At 72.6% G+C, this 22,263-nt stretch carries 23 protein-coding genes and 1 tRNA gene; 20 read left to right on the top strand and 4 right to left on the bottom strand.

Annotated features, from left to right (window positions below; all coding sequences use genetic code 11):
* Positions 1-86 precede the first annotated feature (86 nt).
* Entirely contained in the window at positions 87-2,876 is a 2,790-nt protein-coding gene (locus tag IF30_RS50270; RefSeq protein WP_030241035.1) for an ATP-binding protein, read from the top strand.
* A 433-nt stretch (positions 2,877-3,309) separates the two neighbouring features.
* Here IF30_RS50270 and IF30_RS0121900 read toward each other — a convergent pair whose 3' ends face one another.
* A complete protein-coding gene (locus IF30_RS0121900; RefSeq protein WP_158835342.1) occupies positions 3,310-3,540 on the bottom strand; it encodes a hypothetical protein in 231 nt (76 codons plus the stop codon).
* A 606-nt stretch (positions 3,541-4,146) separates the two neighbouring features.
* On the opposite strand from IF30_RS0121900, the gene IF30_RS0121890 reads away from it, so the two are divergent.
* Together IF30_RS0121890 and IF30_RS0121885 are read left to right on the top strand one after the other, a co-directional pair.
* The gene (locus IF30_RS0121890) at positions 4,147-5,748 is read left to right on the top strand and encodes a helix-turn-helix domain-containing protein (RefSeq protein WP_078891574.1); all 1,602 of its coding nucleotides are present in this window, start codon (positions 4,147-4,149) and stop codon (positions 5,746-5,748) included.
* A gap of 11 nt (positions 5,749-5,759) precedes the next feature.
* Positions 5,760-6,698, top strand: a complete 939-nt coding sequence (locus tag IF30_RS0121885; RefSeq protein ID WP_030241027.1) for an NAD-dependent epimerase/dehydratase family protein — start codon at positions 5,760-5,762, stop codon at positions 6,696-6,698.
* A 1-nt stretch (position 6,699) separates the two neighbouring features.
* On the opposite strand, the gene IF30_RS48730 is transcribed toward IF30_RS0121885, so the two are convergent.
* The gene (locus tag IF30_RS48730) at positions 6,700-7,122 is read right to left on the bottom strand and encodes a winged helix-turn-helix domain-containing protein (RefSeq protein ID WP_063752733.1); all 423 of its coding nucleotides are present in this window, start codon (positions 7,120-7,122) and stop codon (positions 6,700-6,702) included.
* 712 nt (positions 7,123-7,834) lie between these two features.
* Here IF30_RS48730 and IF30_RS0121875 point away from each other — a divergent pair.
* From IF30_RS0121875 to IF30_RS0121785, 17 genes are all read left to right on the top strand, one after another.
* Positions 7,835-8,083 (top strand): hypothetical protein, encoded by a 249-nt coding sequence (locus IF30_RS0121875; RefSeq protein ID WP_051710779.1) that lies wholly within the window; start codon positions 7,835-7,837, stop codon positions 8,081-8,083.
* Complete coding sequence (locus IF30_RS0121870; protein ID WP_078891573.1) at positions 8,083-8,457, top strand: WhiB family transcriptional regulator; 375 nt, start codon at positions 8,083-8,085, stop codon at positions 8,455-8,457. Before IF30_RS0121875 ends, IF30_RS0121870 begins: the two co-directional genes overlap by 1 nt.
* The gene (locus tag IF30_RS49485; RefSeq protein ID WP_234322792.1) at positions 8,454-9,461 is read left to right on the top strand and encodes a hypothetical protein; all 1,008 of its coding nucleotides are present in this window, start codon (positions 8,454-8,456) and stop codon (positions 9,459-9,461) included. Before IF30_RS0121870 ends, IF30_RS49485 begins: the two co-directional genes overlap by 4 nt.
* Positions 9,458-9,832, top strand: coding sequence for an RRQRL motif-containing zinc-binding protein (locus tag IF30_RS0121860; protein ID WP_030241016.1), 375 nt, complete (start codon positions 9,458-9,460; stop codon positions 9,830-9,832). Before IF30_RS49485 ends, IF30_RS0121860 begins: the two co-directional genes overlap by 4 nt.
* A 17-nt stretch (positions 9,833-9,849) precedes the next feature.
* On the top strand, positions 9,850-9,990 hold the full coding sequence (locus tag IF30_RS48025) for a hypothetical protein (protein ID WP_158835339.1): 141 nt from the start codon (positions 9,850-9,852) through the stop codon (positions 9,988-9,990).
* A 36-nt stretch (positions 9,991-10,026) separates the two neighbouring features.
* Entirely contained in the window at positions 10,027-10,413 is a 387-nt protein-coding gene (locus tag IF30_RS0121850) for an RNase adapter RapZ (RefSeq protein ID WP_030241014.1), read from the top strand.
* A 21-nt stretch (positions 10,414-10,434) separates the two neighbouring features.
* Positions 10,435-10,680, top strand: a complete 246-nt coding sequence (locus tag IF30_RS0121845) for a hypothetical protein (RefSeq protein WP_030241012.1) — start codon at positions 10,435-10,437, stop codon at positions 10,678-10,680.
* Positions 10,681-10,771: 91 nt separating this feature from the next.
* Positions 10,772-12,460, top strand: coding sequence for a hypothetical protein (locus IF30_RS43790; RefSeq protein WP_051710777.1), 1,689 nt, complete (start codon positions 10,772-10,774; stop codon positions 12,458-12,460).
* Between the two features lie 97 nt (positions 12,461-12,557).
* On the top strand, positions 12,558-14,666 hold the full coding sequence (locus tag IF30_RS0121835; protein ID WP_030241009.1) for a hypothetical protein: 2,109 nt from the start codon (positions 12,558-12,560) through the stop codon (positions 14,664-14,666).
* Between the two features lie 233 nt (positions 14,667-14,899).
* Positions 14,900-15,088, top strand: a complete 189-nt coding sequence (locus IF30_RS0121825) for a hypothetical protein (protein WP_030241008.1) — start codon at positions 14,900-14,902, stop codon at positions 15,086-15,088.
* 36 nt (positions 15,089-15,124) lie between these two features.
* The gene (locus IF30_RS0121820) at positions 15,125-15,556 is read left to right on the top strand and encodes a hypothetical protein (RefSeq protein WP_030241006.1); all 432 of its coding nucleotides are present in this window, start codon (positions 15,125-15,127) and stop codon (positions 15,554-15,556) included.
* A gap of 2 nt (positions 15,557-15,558) precedes the next feature.
* Positions 15,559-15,702, top strand: a complete 144-nt coding sequence (locus IF30_RS48020; RefSeq protein WP_158835336.1) for a hypothetical protein — start codon at positions 15,559-15,561, stop codon at positions 15,700-15,702.
* The gene (locus IF30_RS0121810; RefSeq protein WP_324605647.1) at positions 15,699-16,460 is read left to right on the top strand and encodes a DNA methylase; all 762 of its coding nucleotides are present in this window, start codon (positions 15,699-15,701) and stop codon (positions 16,458-16,460) included. Before IF30_RS48020 ends, IF30_RS0121810 begins: the two co-directional genes overlap by 4 nt.
* A gap of 185 nt (positions 16,461-16,645) precedes the next feature.
* Positions 16,646-17,515: a bifunctional DNA primase/polymerase gene (locus IF30_RS0121805; protein WP_030241003.1), complete on the top strand. Its 870-nt coding sequence runs from the start codon at positions 16,646-16,648 to the stop codon at positions 17,513-17,515.
* Positions 17,516-17,594: 79 nt separating this feature from the next.
* Complete coding sequence (locus IF30_RS0121800; protein ID WP_030241001.1) at positions 17,595-18,860, top strand: DUF3631 domain-containing protein; 1,266 nt, start codon at positions 17,595-17,597, stop codon at positions 18,858-18,860.
* A 135-nt stretch (positions 18,861-18,995) separates the two neighbouring features.
* Entirely contained in the window at positions 18,996-19,334 is a 339-nt protein-coding gene (locus IF30_RS0121790; RefSeq protein ID WP_030240999.1) for a helix-turn-helix domain-containing protein, read from the top strand.
* A 62-nt stretch (positions 19,335-19,396) separates the two neighbouring features.
* Positions 19,397-20,959: a tyrosine-type recombinase/integrase gene (locus IF30_RS0121785; RefSeq protein ID WP_051710774.1), complete on the top strand. Its 1,563-nt coding sequence runs from the start codon at positions 19,397-19,399 to the stop codon at positions 20,957-20,959.
* Positions 20,960-20,974: 15 nt separating this feature from the next.
* Here the strand turns inward: IF30_RS0121785 and IF30_RS0121780 are convergent.
* Both IF30_RS0121780 and IF30_RS0121775 read right to left on the bottom strand, forming a co-directional pair.
* Positions 20,975-21,048 (bottom strand) — tRNA-Pro (locus tag IF30_RS0121780).
* A gap of 100 nt (positions 21,049-21,148) precedes the next feature.
* Positions 21,149-22,093 carry a metallophosphoesterase gene (locus IF30_RS0121775; protein ID WP_030240993.1) on the bottom strand — a complete coding sequence of 315 codons (945 nt, stop codon included), beginning with the start codon at positions 22,091-22,093 and terminating at the stop codon, positions 21,149-21,151.
* Positions 22,094-22,263: the final 170 nt, after the last annotated feature.

The following is a 22,263-nucleotide window of genomic DNA, read 5'->3' as shown; positions in this document are numbered from 1 at the left end:
GTAGGGACGGGCGGCCGGAGGCGAATCCGTCACGTATAGGCATGGGGGTACGTAGGCGGGGAGCGCGGATGGGTAGGGTCGGGGCCATGCTGTACGGGAGGGAACGCGAACAAGCCGCCTTGGACGAACTGTTGGAGGCGGCGCGAGCCGGCCGCAGCGGCGTCCTGCTGCTCAGCGGCGAGGCGGGCATCGGCAAGACCGCGCTGCTGGACGACGCCGTCGCGCGGGCGGGGGAGGCGTTCCGGGTGATCCGGGCGGCGGGCGTCGAGTACGAGGCCGAACTGCCCTACGCCGGGCTGAGCCTGCTGCTCGCACCCGGCCTGGACCGGCTGGACGTCCTGCCCGGGCCGCAGCGGCGGGCCCTGGAGATGGCGTTCGGGCTGGCGGACGGCGGAGCGGCGGATGACGGAGTGGCGCACGGCAGAGTGGCGGGCGGCGGCCCGGCTGCCGGTGAAGGCCACGCCGACCGGCTGCTGGTCGGTCTGGCCACGCTCGGCCTGCTCGCCGAACTCGCTGCCGACAAACCGCTGTTGTGCGTTCTGGACGACGCGCAGTGGCTCGACCGGGCCTCGCTGGACGCACTGCTACTGGCCGCCAGACGCCTCCAAGCCGAGGGCGTGGCCCTGCTGCTCGCCTCCCGTACCGACAGTGCCGCGAACACCGGCACTTCGGTGCAACGCCGCCTCGGGCTACCGGAGTTGGAGGTCGCCGCCCTCGCCGAGGCCGACGCCACCCGGCTGCTGGCCCAGCGGGTCGGCGCCGAGCTGCCCGCCGCCGTCCGCGACCGGCTGCTCAGCGAGGCGGCCGGCAACCCGCTCGCGCTCACCGAACTCCCGGTCACCACAGGCGCGCAGGCCCACGCGCCGGGCGGCCTCCCGCTCACCAGCCGACTCCTGATCGCCTTCCACGGCCAGGTCACCGGCCTGCCCGCAGCCACCCAGACGCTGCTCCTGCTCGCCGCCGCCGAAGAGAGCGGCGAGCTCGACGTCGTCCTGCCCGCCGCTGCCGCGCTCGGCGTCACCGCCGAACACCTCGCCCCCGCCGAGGAGTCGGGCCTGGTGACCGTCACCGCCGACCGCCGGATCGCCTTCCGGCACCCGCTGCTGCGCTCCGCCCTCCTCCAACGGGCGCCCCACCACCAGAAGTTGTCCGCACACCGGGCGATCGCGGACGCCCTGCCCGAAGGCGACCGCCGCACCTGGCACCTCGCCCTCGCCGCCACCGCCCCCGACCCCGACCTCGCCGCCGCCCTGGAACGCACCGCCGTCCGCGCCGAACGCCGCGGCGGACACGGCGGCGCCGCCGCGTACGAGCGCGCCGCCCGACTCACCCCCGACCGCGACGACGCCACCCGCCGACTCGTCCTGGCCGCCGAAGCCGCCACCGAAGAAGGCGAGTTGACCCGGGCCGAAGCACTCGCCGGCGAGGCCGCCGCCCGCACCGACAACGTCCTGGCACACGCCCTGCTCGACCAGGTACGGGCCACCGCACACTTCTGGCGCGGCTCCTACCCGACCGCCTACCGGCTACTGCTCGACGCCGCCGACACCGGCATCGACCCGTCGTACGCCGCCCGGATGCTGTTCCAGGCCTTCCACGCCGCCTGGTACGCCGGAGAAGAACCGGTGGCCGCCGTCCTCGACCGCCTTGCCGCCCTCCCCCTCACCGACGGCGACCCCCTGGCACCCCTCGCTCGCCACCTGCCCGCCGCCGTCCTCCCGGCCCTCGGCCGGCCCGCCGCAGCACTGCCACCCGTCCGGGAAACCGCCGAAGCCGCCCGCCGGGCCGGCGCCGAGAGCCCCGTCGACCTCGTCCAACTCTGCGGCGCCACCCTCATCCTCGGCCGCGACGACGAAACCAGCGACCTCGGCGCCGAACTGGTCGCCGAAGCCCGCGCCAAGGGCACCGTCGGCGTGATGCCCACCCTGCAGTTCTTCCTCGCCGAAGCCGAACTCTTCCACGGCCGCCACCACGACGCCGAACTCACCGCCACCGAAGCCCTCGGCCTCGCCCGCGACACCGGCCAACACCAGTGGGTCAGCCAACTCACCGCGCTGCTCGCCTACCTGGCCGCACTCGACGGCCGCAGCGACCACTGCACCGACCTCGCCGCCACCGCCCTCGCCACCACCGGCCCCCAGACCGCCGCCCCCGCCGCCGGCCTCCCCTGGGCCCAATGGGCCCTCGCCCTCCTCGACCTCGGCCAAGGCCGCGCCGGCGACGCCGCCGACCGCCTGCACACCCTCACCACCGGCCCGCACCGGCACCACGTCAGCGCCACCCGGGCCGTACCCGACCTCGTCGAAGCCGCCGTCCGCCTCGGCACCCCCCACCGCGCCGCCGAACCGTACGAGCGCTTCGCCCGCTGGACCACCGCCGCCGACCGCCCGTGGGCCGAAGCCCTCCGACTGCGCTGCCAGGCCCTCCTCGGCCCCGACGAACTCGCCGAATCCGCCTACCGCGCCGCCCTCGACCTCCACGAAGCAGCCCACCGCCCCTTCGAACAGGCCCGCACCGCCCTCCTCTACGGCGAATGGCTCCGCCGCACCCGCCGCCGCACCGACGCCCGCCCCCACCTGCGCGCCGCCCTGGAAACCTTCGACCGCCTCGCCGCCCACCCCTGGGCCGCCCGCGCCCGCACCGAACTCGCCGCCACCGGCACCCCGGCCCCCACCCCCACGGGCACCCGCACCACCCCGCAGTCCCCCCTCACCCCCCAGGAACTCCAGATAGCCCGCCTCGCCGCCCAAGGCCTCACCAACCGCGACATCGCCGCCCAGCTCTTCCTCAGCCCCCGCACCGTCGCCCACCACCTCTACAAGGCCTACCCGAAGCTCAACATCACCTCCCGCACCGAACTCCCCACCGCCCTCTGAAGCCACCCCTCCCCAACCCGGGGCGCTCACGCGCAGCCGGAGCCGACAAGGGGCCCTGAAACGATGCGGCAGCCGCCCGGCGCCATGCCGACTACCGCAGCCGGGGCCGGACGTGGCATGAACCGGGGAAAGCCGCCCCCGGGCGGTGGACCGTCCCGACCGACGGCACGGCTGCCGGACGCTGCCATACACAACGTCAGAGGGCCCACCGAATCTCTCTGGTGGGCCCCCTGCACTGAGTCGGGGTGGCGGGATCCGAACCCACGGCCTCTTCGTCCCGAAGCAACCTGGGCGCCCGCCCGACCTCGGTCAGCAGTGCTGCTGACCTGCCCGAACGGTCCCCAGGCGTCCGTGGCCGTCCGCCGAAGTGCGCACCCGTTGTAGCGCGGTTGGACATTCCGCTGCCTGTCACGCGTGGCTCGGCCAGGCCGAACTACAACAGCTTGTACGCCCACCGCTCGGCAGTCATGCTGCCCGCAGGACGCTCTACCGATCCGGTGACCGCGCGTAGCACGACCACCGAGCTTCGCTCCGCCCAGATCTGGTCCCCAGCTGCCAGAAACAGCGGTCGATCGAGGTCGAACACGTAGCAGCCAGGCTCGAAGTCAACGCGGTCCAGGAGCAGCATCCTGGGGGCCGTGGCCGGTGAACCGTTGAGCATCATGCGGGCCATCATCATCCGGTTCCGGGGGCCTGCACACCTGCTTTACCAGAGCAGCCCGTCCGCCACCCTGAGTGACCTGCGGCGGGCCCTACCTGCCGGTTCCCCGGCCATCGCGCCGCCGGCACCCGCGTCTGACCACCTGGAGAACATCTCCAGGCTGGTCCGGCGTTCCACGACGTCGGTCACCGAGGAGGTCCACCGGCGCCAGATCCGCCCGGTGGTCAAGGCTGGCGGGACGGCCATGGCTCGGCTGTTCGCCCAAGATCACAAGATGCTGAGGCACAGTCACTCAACTGGGTCGGGGTGGCGGGATTTGAACCCACGGCCTCTTCGTCCCGAATGAGGTCCGGGGCGGCGTCCGACCTGCGCAAGTGCGCGAAGGCGCTGGTCAGAGCGTTGGGCTTCGTTGGTCGCCGCCGTGTCGGCGCGGAGTGAATCTCAAGATCTTCTCCCGGGATTCTCCCAGCGCCCCACATGGGGCTATCCGTCTTGATCAAACACGGATCCCCAGCACCGCAGGTGCAGTTGAATGTTCTCCGGCGCGGGTGCCGTCTCCTCGGACGGCTGACCCGGTGATCGGCCGATCCCTGAAGGGGAAGATGCCTCATGACCATCGCAGCCAAGACGCCTGCCGTCTGCGCCCGGTGTGGCGCCCGGCTGAGCCGCAGCAACACCGACACCGTGTGCAGCCCGTGCCGCCGTGCCATCGGGCTCGCAGGCCCGGTGGCACCGGTCGTCCCCGCGGCCAAGCCGGTCAACTGGCTCTCGGCCCCGGCCGAGCGCACCGCGCCGCCGGACGGGTCCAACCTCGGAGACGTCCTGAAGGCCTACCGCACACTCCACAAGCTGAAGCAGCAGGACCTTGCCGACCTGCTCGGCTACGACCAGTCGTATGTCTCGCTGTTGGAGCGCGGGAAGCGCGTGATCAAGGACATGGACGAGCTTCGGCGCCTGGCTCAGGTCTTGGGGCTGCCCGAGGACGAGTTGGGCCTGTTGCCGACCGTCGAGCCGACCGTTGTCTCGGCCGCCAGTGGTGAGACCGGTCCGCAGGACGCCGCCGAGGAACAGCGTCGTTGGCGGATGATTCGCCGGGACCTGAATCGGCACCGGAGCGAACTCACTAGCGCGGCCGCCCGGCTGTACCCGGACGTGGGCCGAGCGGGGAACAGCCCGGTGCTCACGACGGCCGGTTGGATGTGGTCGGAACCGTTGGACTTCGGCGACATCAACCTCACATGGTTGCCGCAGACGGCCCCGCCCGAGATCGTGGGCGCCGAGCCGGAGTCGGAGGGCGTCCGGCCCTTGGCCGCGACCGGCGGGCGGTTCGCCCGGTACTCGCAGGCCATCCGCATGGTTGACCGGCCGTCGCTGTTCGTGAACCGGCCGAGTTTCCGGCTGCTCGACGTCACCCAGGTCGACGGCCGACCGAAGCTGTCCTTCGGCTACACGACCTACTTCGACATGGCGGACGTCTGCGAGGGCGTGGCTCACGAGCTGGCGGGCGCGTGGCTCGCGACCGGCAGCGACCCGGCATGGATCGGGGAGCCGAACTGGGATGCGCTCCCGTTCCGGGCACTGGTCGGCGACCCGTTCGACCTCGGTCGCCGTCCGCTGCTGCCCTCCATCGACACCCTGACCATCCGGCTCGCTGCGGACGGCACGGCGTCGTTCCCGCTGCACCATCGGGCCGCCAGCAACGTGGCGCTGGCTGGCGGGACGTACCACATCATGCCCGCCGGGGTCTTCCAGCCGTCCAGCGTGATGCCGTGGGACCAGTCGAACGACTTCGACCTCTGGCATAACGTGCTCCGCGAGTACGCGGAGGAGTTCCTGGGCGACCCGGAGGCTGACGGCAGCAGCGGCGAGCCCATCGACTACGACGGGGTGGAGCCGTTCCGCACGCTCAACGAGGCCCGGCGCGCGGGCAAGGTGCGGCCGTACTGCTTCGGGATCGGCTTGGACCCGCTCACCTTGGCGGGCGAGATCATCAGCGCCGTGGTGATCGACGCCGACGTCTACGACGCGGTGTTCTCCGGCATGGTGGCCCGCAACACCGAGGGCAGCATCATCTCCGGCACGGGGAACGCAGGTGGGATCGACTTCACCGAGGCCAACATTCGCCACCTGCTGGAGAATGAACCGCTCGCGTCTGCCGCCGCCGCGTGCCTCGACCTGGCGTGGCAGCATCGCGGACTGATCCTGAACTGAGGAGGAACTCCGTGCGCGTACTCGTGACGGGCGCCTTCGGCTTCGTCGGCAACGCGGTTGTCCGACGACTCGCCGAGGCAGGCCACGAGGTGGTTGCCCTGACCCATCGGCCCATAGGCGCCCCGCTCCGCGAGCTGCCGGTGGCCGAGGTGGTCCACGGTGACATCCGCGACGAGCAAGCCGTTGCATCGGCCGTGCGCGGTGTGCACGCCGTCTGTCACCTGGCCGCGCTCACCCGGGTGCGCGAGTCCTTCGAGATGCCGGACGAGTACCACGACGTCAACGTCAACGGCACCGCGGCTCTGCTGGGGGCGCTGCCCGGCCGAGCTGCCACGGAGCGTCCCGTGGTCGTGCTCGGATCGACGGCGGCGATCTACGGCGCCCCCGAGCAGCAGCCGATCGGCGAGGACGTCGTGCCTGCTCCGAGCAACCCGTACGGCGCCTCGAAGCTGGCTGCGGACGACCTGCTCAGGCGCGAGGGTGAGCGCGGCAGCGTTCGGGCGGTGAGTCTGCGGTGCTTCAACATCGCAGGCTCGGTGGGCGGGGTGGCTGACTCCGACGAGTCCCGGATCATCCCGAAGGCGCTCGCCGTGGCGGCCGGCCGCTACCCCCACCTGGAGATGAACGGCGACGGGAGCGCCGTCCGGGACTTCGTCCACGTGGATGACCTGGCCCGCGCGTACGTCCTGGCGTTGCACGCTGGGGACGTTGCGCACCGGGCGTACAACGTGGGCGCGACTCCGGCGAGCATGCGCGAGATCGTCGATGCTGTGGAGCAGGTGACTGGGCGGCCCGTCCCGGTGGTCCACCGGCCTCCCCAGCCGGAACCGCCCCGGCTGGTCGCCGACCTCACCCGGATCACGACAGAGTTCGGGTGGAAGCCCGAACGGTCCGGGCTCCACGACCTGATCCGAGACGGGTGGGCGGCGACCAGCCGGGGCGACCTCTGACTTACTCCGCCAAGCGGCTCTTCACGCTGTCGGGTAGCGCTTCGAACGCGGCCTGCCAGCGTTGGAGAGCCGCTTCGGCGTCTGCCCCCTCGCCCCCGGTGTGGACCAAGTCGCGGAGGGCCTGCTCGATCGCCTGGCCGGCTTGCAGTACCGGGACCGCCCAGTCGGCGGCGCCCCGGGAGTGTCCGGCCAAGCGGGGCGGGAACTGGGCGAATACCCCCTTCCCCTGATGTCCGATCACGTAGCCCTCGGTGCGGAGCAGGGATACGGCGTTCTTCACGACGGTGCTCGACACGCCGGAGCTGTCCATCAACTCCTGCGTTGACGGCAGTGCGGTACCTGCGGCCAGCTTGCCGCTGCGGATTCGTTCCCGCAGGTCATCGGCTAGCTGGAGATAGGCCGGCGCGCCTTGGAACTCGGTCACCAGTGATCCTCCAGTCGACGTATCGCACTTAGTGCACCAGTGTGCCGCAGCGTTGCGGCGGCGAAGCACTTGCCAACTTGGCGCACTAGGTGCACCATGTTGATTGTGAGGGCAACGCCTCGGCGGAAAACCTCATATGACAGGCCGTCATTGGTTCGACGCCGTGCGCCGGAGCAGGCTTGTCGCAGCAGGAAGGGACCGCAAAGCAAGCGGGACCACTGCAATCTTCATCAGCTCTTGGGGCCCTTCTTTGGGCTGCCCTGAGCTGCGCAAACGTGCCTGTCGGAGTGGTGCAACAGCCCCTCCAAGGGGGCGTCTACGAGCTGAGGCGGAGGACGCTGCAATCTCCGCAAAGGCCAGGGGATAGGGGTTCGGCAAGGTCCGGCCCTGACTGGCGAGGTGGCCCGGCGACCGCGAGCAACGGCCGGAGAGTGGGGCATAAGTGGCCCCCTTGCAGTGAGTTTCCCTGCCCGCTCGACCGAAGGAGGTGCCCGATGAACCCGATCGACCGCAAGAGACATAGGTCGCCTCGCCGGGCCATCTGCCGGTGAGGCATCGACCAGCGATCACGGTTCCCGGCGTCCCGCCGCCTCGGCGGAGGTACGTCGGGTCCGCGCGGACGCTCGTCGATCGTCCGACCCCAACACGGCTGCGGTCCCGGTGCTGGCACACCGGGACCGCTCAGGGCCGTCCGAGTAAAGGAACACGACCCATGAAACTGATTGTCGCAGGCCAGGATGCCGCGACGCCGAGCGAGTTCGCGGAACTCGCGCTCGGTATCGGTGTCGACGCCGAGCTGTTCACCGGGACCGAGGACGAGAGCGCCGAGGAGCGGCGGGCCCGGCTCGACGCCGCACGGGAGATCCTGCGGGACCTGGACGGGCCGGCGGCCCGGTTCGCGTCTGCGTTGATGCGCACGGCCGAGCGTCGCCGGGTGCTGACCTGGAAGGCGGCGGCGTGATGGCCCAGCTCCGCACGATCATCAGCGGTGCGACGCGCACCCCGCACCTGACCGCCCGCCCGGCGGCCACCGTGCTCGCCGAGTACCGCCCGAACCCGGACAGCGACCTGCGCGGCGCCGCCTGCGCCGGCGTTGACACCGAGCTGTTCTACCCCGACCCCGAGGAGATCGGGGCCGCGGCCGCCGAGTGGGCCGAGCGTCGCGCCAAGATGATCTGCGCCGGCTGCCCGGTCCGCCTGCTGTGCCTGGGCAACGCGCTGGAGCGGCGCGAGCCGCATGGCATCTTCGGCGGCCTGAACGAGCGCGAGCGCAACAGCGTGCTGCGGCGGGCGGCCCGCGATCGAGCCCGGGTGAACGCCGGGGGTGCCGGGTGAACGTTCACCGCACCGGCGGCGGTGTTCACCCGGTGCTCACCGAGGTGCCCACCCCGGCCCAGCTCCGCCGTACGTCGCTCGTGATCAGCACCGGCACCTGGGTGCTGACGGGCGCGGTGGTCGCGGTGAGCATGTCCACCGCCGCCCCGTTCATCGACGCCCATTCACCCGGCTACGGCACCGGTCCCGTGATGGCCGTCGCCGGTGACGGGTGCTTCATCCTGAGCCTCCAGGCGGACAGCACGCTGGCCCGGTTCGGGGTGAGCGCCGGACGCTGGCCGGCCCTCTTCCGCTGGGTCACCGGGCTGGCCACGGTATGGCTCAACATCGGGGCCGCTGCGCTGGCGAAAGACCTGGTCGGCGTGGTCATCCACCTGATCCCGCCGCTTCTGCTGCTGCTCGTCGCCGAGGCCGGACCGGCCTACCGCCGGGCCCTTGCCCGCCTCGCGCGCCAGTCACGGCCGCCGCTGCGCACCCGCCCGGCGACGATCCCGCAGGCCGCCCGGCAGGTGGTGAACACTCCGCTGTTCACCCTCCCCGCGGCCCCGTTCACCCTCGTCCCGTCACCCGTCGCGACCCTGTCGCCCGGCCTCGGAGAGGTGAACGCGGTGAACACCGAGCCCGTTCACCCGGCGCTCACCCCCGTTCACCCCACCCCGCCCAACACCACCGAACCGGTCGCCGAGCCAGCCCCGGAACCGGCTGACGACGTGATCGACGGACCGGTCTACCCGGACCGGCCGGATCCGGTGAACACCCCGGAGCCCGAGCCTTTCACCGACGGGGACGAGGTGAACGCCCCCGCCGACGAGGTGAACGCCGAACCCGAGCCGGTCCGGCTGGACGAAGCCGAGGCCGCCCGCGTGATCGAGGAATGCTGGCGCGACCGGGTCTCACAGCGCGAGGCTGCCCGCCGCTCCACCCGCTCCCCGGCCTACGTCAACATCGTCTACAAGCGCCTCAACGAGCAGCAGGACGGCGACGCCGAGGCGGTGGCCGCATGAGCCGCCCCCGCCACTGGGACCCCGACGGCACCCGCCACGGCGGCACGCCCACCTACCCCTGGCGCATAGCGCCGCACGGCCTCTTCACCCGCCGTCAGCTCCGTGCCAAGGGGTTGCGCCCAGGCGGGCAGGACGTCGCCGCACAGATCATGTGGCGCTCCCGCTACGGCGGCACCCGCCCCGCCTACCTCTACCGCCTCACGCTGGCCAAGCCCATCCGCCCGATGACCCCCGCGAAGGCCGCCGCCCTCGCCAAGGCCAACGCTGCCCGTCGCACCTGCCCCGCCTGCGGCCAGGACGCCGGCTACGTCCTCCCCGCGCACCTCGGCACCTGCCTGACGTGCGCCGACACCACCGCCCTCGCGGCCTGAACCCGAAGGAGTCCGCCATGGACAGCTGCTACTTCTGCGGCGAGAGCACGCCGGACGTCGAGTGCGTCGCGGACCCGTTCTCGCTGGAGATCAACGGTGAGGAGTGGATCATCCCGCTCTGCAGCGAGTGCTACCAGCTGCGCTGCGACGAGATCTGATCCCCCATCCCATTCACCGCACACGGAGGCAGTGGCATGCCCCTGACCTGCATCGACGTCGTCTCGTTCGGCTACCTGCACGCCGCCCCGCCCGATGCGCACCTGACCCTCGACCTGCGTCGCCACTTCCGTGACCCGCACGTCGACCCGGCCCTGCGGCACCAGAGCGCCCGCGACCTGCCCGTCCGGCGGGCCGTGCTTGCCACTCCCGGCATTCGGGAGTTGATCACCGCCGCCGCGCTGCTGGCCGACGCCTACGACGCCGGTCCGAGCGGGGCCCCGCTGACCATCGCGGTCGGCTGTGCGGGCGGCAGGCACCGCGCCGCCACCGTCGCGAGCGTGCTCGCCGCCCGCCTCGGCAAGACCGGCATGACCGTCCACCTCACCCACCGCGACCTCGACAAGCCCGTGATCGACCGCTGACCACGAGAAAGGCAGCCGTACATGTCCGTTCCCACCGCCGTTCTCCACCCGGTGTCCGTCGAGCCCACGCACGCTTGGCTGATGACGCTGCAGCGCCCCGTCGGCAATGGCCTCGCCACGTTCACCTCGAACGGCACCTATACGGCGAAGCCGGGTGCCACCCGCGAGGACGCCTACCGGGACATCCGGGCCTGGCTCAACCAGCAGCGCCCGGAGATGGCCGACGCCTGCGTCCTGTTCTTCTCGCTGGAGCCGAACCGGCTCTGACCAGCCGAAACAACCCGGAACCGCCGCCTCGCCTGCAAGCTGTCGGCGGTTCCGGGCCCTCCGTCCTCCACAGAGAACCGGAGCGCTCATCATGTCCGAATCGGTCGCCTCGACGCTGGTCGAGGTCATGCCCGCACCCCAGAACCAGCCACCGCCCGAACCGAAGACCCCACCCCCGCCCGCCGCGCCGCCCTCGGGCGCAATGCCGGGTGTCCCGCTGGCGGTGGCCGTCGCCAACGCCCTCGGAACCGTCGGAGCCGGCGTTGCCTCCCTCGGCGGGCCCGCCGCCGTCGCCGTAGTCGGTGCCGCCGCAGGTGCCGCCGCCCTCGGGGGCCTGGCCCGCAAGGCCCGCACCCGCCACACCACCAGCCCCCGCCTCCCCGCCCACCGCGCGGGCGGCGCCCACCGCACGGCGGGCGGGGGTGGCCTCTTCACCCCGCCCGCCCGCGCCGCCACCCGCTCCGCCGGTCCCAACTACGGCTCGCAGCAGGGCCGTTCCGCGACCACCCCCGGCGCGGCGTCCCGCTCCGGCCCGAGCCCGGCCGGGCACCGGGCCGCTTCGGCCGTTTCCCCCCACCACACCGCAGCCCCGAAGGGAGCCGGCATGCCGCGAACGGCCGGAACCATGCCCCCCGCCGCTCACCACGGCACCCGCAGCCACACCGCCGGGTCCGGCAGCATCCCCGGGCAGGCCGGTCGACCCACCCCGGCCGGTCGGGGTGCCAGCCGGTACCGGCCGTCCGCCGCCGTCCACACCCTCGCCAAGGCAGCCTCCCGTCTGCCCGGCCTCCAGGACCGGGGCCCGGGCGGCCGGGTCGAGCAGCGGGCCGCGGCGCGCGACCAGCGTCTGGCCCGGGTCGCCGAGCGCACCGCCCGCCGCGTCGCCAAGGGCCAGGCCAAGGCCCTCCAAGCCGCCGGGATCGACCCGGCCACCGGCGCCGGGGCCCGCCCGAAGAGCCCCGCCGCCGGACGGGGTCAGATCACCCCGGTGCAGGCCAAGGCCCTGAAGCGCTCCGCCATGCGCCACCAGGCCCGGATGGGCGGCGCCGCGCTCGCGACCGGCCTCGTCGGCCTCGGCTCCACCCTGGTCGGCAACTGGCGCCACAAGGGCCGCGTGGCCGGCCACATGCGGAACGTCTGGCGGCGGATGGCCGAACGCGCCCGCGCCGTCCGCGACGCCCGGAACGCCGCGATCCTCGGCCGCGACGACCCCGCCGCCGACCCCGCCCCCGGAGTTGCGGGTGTGCCGGTCCCGGCCGAGACCGTCAACATCCCCGGCCGCCCCGCCCCGACCCCGGCCGCCACCGACGGCCCCGTCGAGTGGAGCCTCTTCGGCCGCCCGTGCCGCCCCGACACCACCCCCACCGTCGAACCGATCACCCTCGGCAAGCCCACCGTGAAGGAGAACCCCGTGACCACGCCCATCGACGGCACCGCCGCCACGTTCAGCCTCACCTCCGCCGCCGACGTCCTCCTCCAGGCCGCGACCACCTTCGACCCCGAGACCATGGTCGAGTTCGGGGCGTTCGCCGACGAGCTGCCCACCGCCTACGGCACCCTCCAGGAGGTTCTGCGGGTCCTCGCCGAGAAGGCGTCCGAGCAGCTGCCGCTGGACCCGGTCGTGGTCGAGGAGATCAGCCAGGGCTACCAGGCCATGGGCCGCGTCGTGCAGGCCCTGGAGGAGGTCGCGCCGACCTTCCGCCAGGCCCACGCCGAGGACCTGGAGCGCCATGAGAACCCGCGCAACGGCCTGGAGGCCGAGCGGAAGTGGAACGTCTGACCTGACCCTCCGTCGCCTCCCCAGCACCCACACCCCCAGCCGGGCCGTCCACACCCTGTGGACGGCCCGGCCCCCTTTCCGGCTGGAGACCGCCACCATGACCAAGAACACCAAGAACACCGTGCCGCGCCTGGACTGGAGCGCCGGGCACGGCCTGCTGACCGGCACCCTCAACGCCACCGCAGGCGCCCTGTCCACGACCGCGATCGGCCATGCCACCGGCATGCCCGCCGGATGGGCGCTCGCCGCCGGCGCCGCCGGAGCCCTCAGCACCATCGGCGCGGGCCTGCGCAAGCGCCTGACCGGGGCGACGCTCGCGTTCCGGGGCACGTGCTGGATGGCCGCCGGCGGCTGGTCGTCCTGGGCGCTCGCCCACGGCGGCCCGTGGCAGTGGCCCGAGCTGGGGTCGCTGGCCGTCGCCGGAATCGCCGCCGGCACCCTCGGCGCCGCGTTCGCCGCACACGAGGAGGTCGAGCAGGCCAAACGCGCGCACCTGCTGCTGATCGGCGGCCGCCGCCAGCTCGCCGCCGACTGGACCGACCGCATCCGCCGCGTCTGCTCGGTCGAGGTCACCGTCCTCGGCATCGAGCACTGGCCCTCCGGCGCCGGCTACACCCTCGAACTCGAACTCCCCGAGGGCGGCACCACCCGCCGCGCCATCGCCGACCGCGCCGAAGCCCTCGGCTCCGACCTCGACCTGCCCGACGGCTGCGGCCTGCAGGTCATGCCCGGCATCTCCCGGCGCCGCGTGCTCATCCAGGTCACCACCAAGGTCCTCACCGACCAACTCCTCTTCCCCGTCGAGGAGATCGAGGAGACCACCACCGTCAACAACCCCATCCCGGTCGCGCTGCTGTCCGACGGCGCCCGGGCCGAGATGGACCTGCGGCAGGCCTCCACGATCGTCACCGGCCCCACCGGCACCGGCAAGACCAACTGGCTCCACACCCTGATCGCCCGGCTGAACCAGACGAACGACGTGCTCGTGTGGGTGATCGACCTCAACGGCGGCTCCATCGGCCTGCCCTGGCTCAACGCCTGGCGCGACGCCCAGATCGGCCGCGAAGGCTCCCGCTGGGCGAACGCCGACATCCCTGTCCCGGGCGTGGACTGGGTCGCCTCCACCGTGGACGAGGCCAAGCGCATGCTCGCCGCCGCCGTGCGCATCGCCAAGTCCCGCAAGGTCGCCTACCAGGACGCGATGCGCGACGCCAACGACGACAAGCTCCCCGTCTCCCCCACCATCCCCGAGATCGTCATCATCACCGACGAGGGCGCCGAAGCCGCCGCCACCCGTGAGGCCCGCGCCGTCCTCGCCGGGATCTCCGAAGTCGTGCGCATCGCCCGCGCCATGGCGATCCGCGCGGTCCTGTCCGTCCTGCGCGTCACCCAGGACGTCATGCCCGACCCGCTCGTACGCAAGATGGCCTCCAACCGCCTCGCCACCGGCGCTCTCGAAGACTCCGAACTCGGGCACCTCTTCGGGTGGCGCGCACTGCGGGCCGAGGACTCGTTCTCCGGCCCGGGGTCGGTGCTGGTCGGCACCGAGGGCAAGCAGCCCGCCAAGGCCCGACAGCCGCGCATCACCCCCGACATGATCGAGGAGATCAGCGCGCTCACCTCCCACCGCCGCCCCGCCCTCGACGCCCCCTCCCTCGAAGCCGCGGGCGCCGACTACACCGACCGTTGGACCATGGACCGCTGCGGCCACCTCTGGGCCACCGCGCCCGTGACCGCCGGCGCCCCCGCCGCGACGAACGCCGCGTCCGGCCCCGCGCCCACCGCCCCGACCGCCGGCGCCGCTCCGGCCGGTGGATGGAAGGCCACCGCCGGATGGGACAAGCCCGTCGACCCGGACGACCTGGAGTCGATCTGGCTGCTGCCCGCCGCGCCCGAGCCCGGCCCCGCCCCAGCCGGCACCGACTGGGCCGACCCGTCCACCTGGTCCACCGGCCGCGAAGACAAGGCGCCGGAGCCCGGTGCCCGCGAGGCCGCGCTCATGCTCCTGATCAAGGCCGGGCCCGAGGGCACCGGCGCCAGCGCCATGGAGAAGATCCTCAAGCCCGAGTTCGGGACCACCCGGCCGACCATCGTCGGGTGGCTCAAGTCCTGGGCCGAGAGCGGCGAAGTGGCCCGCGTCGGCGAGGGCAGCAAGGCCCGTTACGTCCACCGCCAGTACCTGCCCGAGCCGCCCGCCGACGCCTGACGAACCGGCCTGTCTGTCGCCTGTCGCGCCCGCCGCGAAAGGGCGGTACGGCGCCGGCCGAAGACCTGTCATCCCCCCTCTGACCTGCGGGGCTACAGGCTACAGACAGGCGACAGGCAACAGGCGACAGACAGGCGCGCACTACAGGCACGCAACAGGCGCCACGGCCCGCCCGGACCCGCTTCGGGCGGGCCGCTCCGCACCCGCACAGCACCCATCGGAAGGGTCTCGCCGTGATCGTCTCGCTCAGCGTCACCGTCGTCTTCGCGATCCTCTCCGCCGTCCTCATCCGTGGACGGCGCGTCTCCCTGCCCACGGCCGTCGTGCTCTGGCTGAGCGGCTTCACGCTCGCCTCCACCGGCATGGCCGACCCCGTGAACAACTTCCTCGCCGCCGTCACCCGGATCGTCTCCGGCCACTGACCACCACCCCCGCAACAGCCCCGACAGGAGAGCACCGTGGACCACAACCCGTACCCGCAGCCCGCCCCGGTGCTCTACACCGCCGAGGGCCAACCCCTGTACGCCACCGCCCCCCTCACGAACGCGCCCGCCCTCTACCAGCCCGCCGCCCCGCAGCCCGCCCCCGTCTACGCCCACCCGCCGATCCCGCACCAGCCCACCGTCGTCATCCCGGCCTCCGCCCCGGCCGCGCCGCCCGCCCGCGACCCCTGGCCCGCCCGCCTCGCCGCCGGCGGCATCGGCCTCGGCGCCGCCGGACTCGGCATCGGCTACGCCCTCCAGGCCGTCGCCGCAGCCGGCAGCAGCCTCGGCGGACTCGCCGCCATCGGCGCCGGCGCCTACTGCCTCGCCAAAACCCGCGGCTCCGGCGGAGGAGGCGGGCAGGGCGCCGTGAACGTGAGCGTCAACGTCACCAACCGCAACCGCTGACCATGGAGATCCCCGTGTCCTACTGCGACGAGTGCGACGACTGGGGCTGCCCCGGTCACTACTGCGACGAATGCGGCGCCCTCGCCGAGTACGCCAATTCCCACCTCGCCCCGCTCGTCGCCGACCTGATCGGCGGTACCCGGTGAACGCGCCGGGCCTCTCCCTCGCCCTGCGCCCGGCGGCGGAGTGGCTGCCCGCGCGACCGTGGAACGGCATGACCGTGCTGGACGCCTACTGCAACATCGGCGGCGCCGGCATGGGGTTCTGGCTGGCCGGGTTCGACGTCGTCGGCGTCGACATCCTCGACCAGCCGAACTACCCCTTCCCGTTCCTGCAGGGCGACGCCGTCGAGACCATCGCCGCCCACGGCCACCGGTTCGACCTGATTTCCGCCGGGCCGCCCTGCCAGTTCGACTGCATGCTCACCGCCGGGACCAATGCCGCCCGCCGCGACCGGTACGCGGACCTGCTCGACCCCACCCGCGACGCGCTGGAGTCCACGGGCCGCCCGTACGTGATCGAGCAGCCGCCCGGTCGCGCCTCCCGCCGCATGCGGGTCGACCTCACGCTGTGCGGGGAGATGTTCGGCCTGCGGGTGCTCAGGCACCGCAACTTCGAGGCCGGCGGCGGGCTGCTGCTCGACCAGCAGCCGCACGTCCCGCACCGGGGTCTGACCATCGGCTACCGACACGGCCGCTATGTCAGCCCCGAACAGGGCCGGTACTTCCAGGTCTACGGCAGCGGCGGCGGCAAGGGCAGCGTGCCCGAGTGGCAGGACGCCATGGGCATCCACTGGACAACCGTGCGCCGCGAGATCGCCGAGGCCATCCCCCCGGCCTACACCGAACTGATCGGCCGACAGGCCGCCGCCCAGCTCAGCGCCACCGCCACCACGGCCGCGTAGGACCACCGCCGTGGCGACCGTCCTGGACTGGCGCGACGCCCACCACTACGACCGCACCGGCCCCCGCCCCTGCCACTGGTGCGGTCGCCCCACCCCGCTTCGCGACGAGCAGCGCAGACCCGCACACAAGGTCTGCGCCGAACAGCACGCCGCCGAGCAGCCCCCGCCGACGTCTGGAGACCGGCGTGAACCTCATCCTGCAACTCGCCCTCGAACTGGCCCGGCTGGGCCTTCCCGTCCTGCCGCTGCGGGCCGGGAAACGGCCGGTCGGCAACTGCCCGGCCTGTAAGGACAACGCCTGCGGCGGCCGGCCGAACATGAAGATCCCCGGGCCGTGCACCTGCCCGGCGCCCTGCCACGCGTGGGCCGCCGCCACCACCGACCCCGCCGTCCTGACCAGCCCGCCGTGGCTGCGAGCGTGGCGGGAGGCCGAAGCGGTGGCCTACCACCCGGGCGGCGCCGGCCTGACCGTGGTCGACCTCGACAACGCCGACGCCGTCACCTGGGCTCGCACCGCCCTGCCCCCGACGCTCACCGTGCCCAGCACCCGGGGCGAACACTTGGTCTACCGGGGCGCCATGGCCTCCGCCAACGGTGTCCGCCCCAGCGTGGACGTCAAGTCGACTATGGCGTACGCCCGTTGGCTCGGCTACGGCACCGGCACCATGGCTCCGCTGCCCGACGCCGTCCGCGCCCTGGTCGAGAAGGAAGAGACCACCCCGCCGCCGAGCCGGGCGCGGGTGGCCTCTTCGCCCCCGCCGACCTGGACCCGCACCGTGGGCAGCGGCTGCCGCCACACCGACCGCTACATCCACACCGGGCTGCAACGCGGCCTCGCCAAAATCGCGGACTGCCCGGAGAACGGCGCCGGATCGCAGGCCTTCGGCGTCGCCCGCTTCCTCGCCGCCCAGCACACCCGATGCCCCGGCCCCTGCGGCCTCGACACCATCGCCCGGCAGCTCATCGACGCCGCCGTCAACGTCGGCGTCCCGCACGACTACGCCACCCGCGCCGTCGACCGAGGCTTCACCGCCGCTGGCGCCCACGCCGCCTGACCTGCTCGAAGCGGGCCGCCCCTCTCACCAAAGACCGGCGGCCCGCTCCCATCCAGCCCATCGAACCGGAGAGGCCAGCATGACCGATCCCACCCCGCCCGTCACCACCACGACCGAGGACGGCGCCGCCCTGCTCGACGAGGTCGAGCGGCACCACCGCCGCTTCAACATCTTCCCCAGCGAACACGCCTATGTCGCCGTCACCCTGTGGGACGCCCACACCCACCTCATGGACTGCTTCGAGACCACCCCTCGCCTGGCGTTCCTTTCCCCGGAACCCGAGAGCGGCAAGACCCGCGCCCTGGAGATCGTCCAGACCCTCACCCCCAACCCGCTGGTCACCAACGACATCAGCCCCAGCGCCCTGTTCCGCTCCATCTCCGGCGGCGACGACGGACGGCCCACGATCCTGTGGGACGAGGTCGACACCGTCTTCGGGCCCAAGGCTGCCGGGAACGAGGACCTGCGCGGCCTCATCAACTCCGGCTACCGCCGCACCGGTGGCGTCACCCGCAGCGTCCGCGAGGGAGACAACCACAAGGTGGTCAAGTTCCCCGTTTACTCGGCGCTCGCCCTCGCCGGACTTGGCGACCTCCCCGACACGATCATGGGCCGGTCCGTCGTCATCCGCATGCGGCGCCGCGCCCCCAACGAGAAGGCCGAGTCGTTCCGCCAGCGGATCCACGAGCCCGAAGGGCATGTGCTGCGCGACCGCCTCGCCGCCTGGGCTGACACCGTTCGCGAGAAGGTCGAGGGCGCCTGGCCCGAAATGCCCGAGGGCGTCTCCGACCGCCCCGCCGACGTCTGGGAACCCCTGCTCGCCGTCGCCGACGCCGCCGGAGGGCACTGGCCCAAGCGGGCCCGTGCCGCCTGCGTCCACCTGGTCAAGAGCGCCAGGGCCGACGACAGCGGATCCCTCGGCATCCGCCTGCTGACCGACCTGCGGACCATCTTCGACGGGGCCGAACGCATGCTCAGCAGCACCCTCGTGGAAAAGCTCAACGACCTCGACGACGCCCCCTGGGCCGACCTCGACGGCCGCCCGTTCACCACCCGGACCCTGTCCCAGATGCTCGGCGGATACGTCACCGCCGCCGGCAAACCGATCCGCCCCCGCAACATCAAGACCGGCCCCCGGGTCGTCCTCAAGGGCTACTACGCCGAGGACCTCGCCGACGCGTGGCTGCGCTACTGCCCGCCCGTTCCCGAGGAATCCGCTACCGCCGCTACCGCCGCTACCGCGCAGGTCAGGGCCCTCTTCCCGGTAGCGGGAGAGGTAGCGGTAGCGGCTACCGACCCGACCCCCGCCACCGAAACCCAAGACGACCTCACCACCGTCGGCTAGCGCCACCTATCCGCTACCGCTACCACATCCGCTACCACCGCACCCCCTCTGACCAGGGCGGTAGCGGAGTAGCGGCGGTAGCGGCCCTCAGAGAAGAAGGGGCCGAGCCCCGCCAAGGTCATTCGGAGGTTCCGCATGCCCAAAGACCAGGGCGCACTTCCGCCGCTCTACCGTCCGGCCGACGTCGCCAAGGCGATCGGCATGTCCGAGTGGTGGGTGAAGGAGCAGGCTCGACGGGGGCGTATCCCCTTCACCAAGCCCGGGCGCGCCTACCGCTTCACGGCCGAGCAGTTCGCCGAGATCGTCCGCACGTACGAGGTGCGGCCGGCCGCTATGACCGTGCCGCAGACCCAGGTCGCGGCCGTCGCGGTCCTGAAGAAGTCTGACCGTGACTCGCAGCCGACCCGGCCCGCAGTCCGGCTCCGGGCGCGGATGCCGCGCAGGGCGGCGCTCCACCAGCAGGACGCTGCCTGACCACACCCGCACGCCCCGCCTGGCGACGTCGCCGGGCGGGGCCCTGCCACAGAGAGAGCACATTGGGATACGGCGAGAACCGGGGCGACTACTGGCGCGCCCGGTACAAGATCGCGCCCGGCAAGTACGGGACCGTCCTCGACGCCAACGGGAATGCGGTCCGCTTCAAGACCAAGCGCGCGGCCGAGAAAGCCGCCGGGGTCGCCGAGGAGGAGGTGGCCAAGCAGGCCGCTCAGCCGCCAGCCGCTCCGGAGCCGGAGCAGATGACGTTCGGGGAGTACGCAAGCGGCTGGTACGAGGACCAGGACCTTGCCGCGTCCACCATGCAGAACTACCGCCGCCACATCGAGGAGCACCTCCTCCCCGAGTTCGAGAACGCTCTGATCGGCGAGATCACCAAGGGCGAGATCGACGCCTGGGAGCGTAAGGAGCGCGAGCGCGGATACGCGGCCAGCAGCATCAAGACGTGGCGCGGAACCCTGCACCTGATCCTCGCGGACGCCGTGGACGAGGGGCTGCGGGACTCCAACCCGGCGACCCGCCGTCGCGGCCGGGGCAAGCGGGCCGGCCGTTCGCGAAACCGTGGCCCTGAGAAGGTCGTGACCGGCGCCCTCGGCGTCCTGCTGATCGCCGAGCGGGCGGCGCTGCTCTCGGGCCGCGAGGATGAGTTCGTCGCCGTCGTGCTCAAGGGGTACACCGGCATGCGGTGGGGCGAAATCGTGGGCCTGGAAACCGAGTTCGTCCGGTCGGCGGCGGTTCGGGTCGAGCACCAGCTGTACGAGCTGGACTCCGGGGAACTGCACCGGTGTCCGCCCAAGGACGACTCCTACCGCACGATCGACACGCCGGACTTCCTCTCCGTCCTGCTCGCCGGGCAGCTCGCGCGGGCGAGCCAGACGCCCTGCGAGTGCCACGGCCTGCGGTACCTCTTCAGCGGGCACGGTGCCGCCAACGGCGCGGCCCACCGGCCCGGCGCCAAGCTGGTCGATGTCGCGCGGGCGGCCGGCGTGTCCACCGGGACCGTGTCCAACGTGCTGAACCGCCCGGCGGCGGTGGCCGAGGGCACGCGGGTGCGGGTGGAGAAGGCCATGGCCGATCTCGGCTACGTCCGGTGGCAGGCGTCCGGGGAGAAGGCGGCGCACTGGCGCAGGAACGGGTTCGCCACGTGGCTGTTCCACCCGGCGGCCACCGGCTGGTACCCGAAGAAGGCTCCGGAGGACGCCCGCCCGGTGCCGGTGCTGGCTGACCCGTGGCCCGGTATCCCGGCCCGTGGCCGGGGCGCCACCGCCCGCGCTCAGGCCTGCTGGCTGCCGATCGCGCGTGGTCTCACGCCGCACGGGCTGCGGCACTCGCACAAGACGATGATGGACGAACTGCGGACGCCGCCGAAGCTCAAGGACGAGCGGATGGGGCACGAGGACGGTTCGGTCCAGGCCCGCTACTCCCACATCACGGCGGAGATGCGTCGGGACCTCATGGATGGGTTGACCCGGATGTGGCTCGCGTCACTCGAAGCCCGTCGGCGGATGTCACCCGGCTCGCCCGTGGCCGTTCTCGACGCCCTGCTGAGGAAGCCTCAGCGGAGCCAGTCAGGGCCGGCCTCCCTTGCGGGAGACCGGCCCTGAGCTGGTCTTACTGGGTCGGGGTGGCGGGATTTGAACCCACGGCCTCTTCGTCCCGAACGAAGCGCGCTACCAAGCTGCGCCACACCCCGGTCCTGCGGTTTGTTGCTCTGTCTCCGTCGCAACGAGTAGAACTCTACCGGACGCTCGCCGAGACACGAAATCCGGTTTCGGGCGGGCGTCCGGCGGGGGTCAGTGGGGGGTCGGGGTGAGGGTGAGGAGGGTGGCTTCGGGGGGGCAGGCGAAGCGGACGGGGGTGTAGCGGTTGGTGCCGCAGCCGGCGGAGACGTGGAGGTGGGAGCGGTGGCCGCCGGCGGTGTGGGTGGAGAGGCCCTTGACCCGGCGGGTGTCGATGTCGCAGTTGGTGACGAGTGCGCCGTAGAAGGGGATGCAGAGCTGTCCGCCGTGGGTGTGTCCGGCGAGGATGAGGGGGTAGCGGTCGGCGGTGAAGGCGTCGAGGACGCGCAGGTAGGGGGCGTGGACGACGGCGAGGGAGAGGTCGGCGTCGGGGGAGGGGCCGCCGGTCACCTCGCTGTAGCGGTCGCGGCGGATGTGGGGGTCGTCGAGGCCGGTGAATTCGACGTCGAGGCCGTTGACGGTGAGGCGGCCGCGGCTGTTGGTGAGGTTGAGCCAGCCGGCTGCGTCGAAGCCGTCGCGGAGCTTCTCCCACGGGTTGTGGACGGCGCCGGTGATGCCGCGGCGGGCGGTGCCGTCGGGGTTGTTCATGCCGTGGGCGCCGCTGCGCATGGCCTGGAGGTAGCGGGCGGGGTTCTTGCGGGCCGGGCCGTAGTAGTCGTTGGAGCCGAAGACGTAGACGCCGGGGAATTCCATGAGCGGCCCGAGTGCGTCGAGGGTGGCGGGGACGCCGAGGGGGTCGGAGAGGTTGTCGCCGGTGTTGACCACGAGGTCGGGGCGCAGGCCGGCCAGGCTCTTCAGCCAGCGCTGTTTCTTGCCCTGGCCGCTCACCATGTGGATGTCGGAGACCTGCAGGATCCGGAGGGGCCGGGCGCCGCGGGGGAGGACGGGGACCTCGACCCGGCGGAGGCGGAAGGCCCGGACCTCGTACCCGGCGGAGTAGGCGAGGCAGGCGGCGCCGGCGGCGGCGAAGCCGAGGGGAACGGAGTACAGCGGTCGCATCGGTCCATGCTCTCAGACGGTCGATCAGCTGGTGAACGTCCGGTGTCGGCGGGGGCGGGTGGCCGGGGCAGGGGTGGGGGTTGGTTGGGTGCTGTCGACGGGCGGATGGGCGGGCGGAGGAGCGGCCGGGGTGCTGCCAGGGGGGATCCGGCTCGGCACGGCATACTCGG

The organism is Streptomyces sp. NRRL S-350 (assembly GCF_000719705.1).
Taxonomy (GTDB): Bacteria; Actinomycetota; Actinomycetes; order Streptomycetales; family Streptomycetaceae; genus Kitasatospora.
This window is presented reverse-complemented; position numbering and strand designations above follow the sequence as displayed.

Bases quoted from the DNA above. Each gene is read 5' to 3' on its own strand.
- IF30_RS50270 (WP_030241035.1), top strand. From the start codon at position 87: ATGCTGTACGGGAGGGAACGCGAACAAGCCGCCTTGGACGAACTGTTG.
- IF30_RS0121900 (WP_158835342.1), bottom strand. From the start codon at position 3,540: ATGATGCTCAACGGTTCACCGGCCACGGCCCCCAGGATGCTGCTCCTG.
- IF30_RS0121890 (WP_078891574.1), top strand. From the start codon at position 4,147: ATGACCATCGCAGCCAAGACGCCTGCCGTCTGCGCCCGGTGTGGCGCC.
- IF30_RS0121875 (WP_051710779.1), top strand. From the start codon at position 7,835: ATGAAACTGATTGTCGCAGGCCAGGATGCCGCGACGCCGAGCGAGTTC.
- IF30_RS0121870 (WP_078891573.1), top strand. From the start codon at position 8,083: ATGGCCCAGCTCCGCACGATCATCAGCGGTGCGACGCGCACCCCGCAC.
- IF30_RS0121860 (WP_030241016.1), top strand. From the start codon at position 9,458: ATGAGCCGCCCCCGCCACTGGGACCCCGACGGCACCCGCCACGGCGGC.
- IF30_RS48025 (WP_158835339.1), top strand. From the start codon at position 9,850: ATGGACAGCTGCTACTTCTGCGGCGAGAGCACGCCGGACGTCGAGTGC.
- IF30_RS0121850 (WP_030241014.1), top strand. From the start codon at position 10,027: ATGCCCCTGACCTGCATCGACGTCGTCTCGTTCGGCTACCTGCACGCC.
- IF30_RS0121845 (WP_030241012.1), top strand. From the start codon at position 10,435: ATGTCCGTTCCCACCGCCGTTCTCCACCCGGTGTCCGTCGAGCCCACG.
- IF30_RS43790 (WP_051710777.1), top strand. From the start codon at position 10,772: ATGTCCGAATCGGTCGCCTCGACGCTGGTCGAGGTCATGCCCGCACCC.
- IF30_RS0121835 (WP_030241009.1), top strand. From the start codon at position 12,558: ATGACCAAGAACACCAAGAACACCGTGCCGCGCCTGGACTGGAGCGCC.
- IF30_RS48020 (WP_158835336.1), top strand. From the start codon at position 15,559: ATGGAGATCCCCGTGTCCTACTGCGACGAGTGCGACGACTGGGGCTGC.
- IF30_RS0121800 (WP_030241001.1), top strand. From the start codon at position 17,595: ATGACCGATCCCACCCCGCCCGTCACCACCACGACCGAGGACGGCGCC.
- IF30_RS0121790 (WP_030240999.1), top strand. From the start codon at position 18,996: ATGCCCAAAGACCAGGGCGCACTTCCGCCGCTCTACCGTCCGGCCGAC.
- IF30_RS0121775 (WP_030240993.1), bottom strand. From the start codon at position 22,093: ATGCGACCGCTGTACTCCGTTCCCCTCGGCTTCGCCGCCGCCGGCGCC.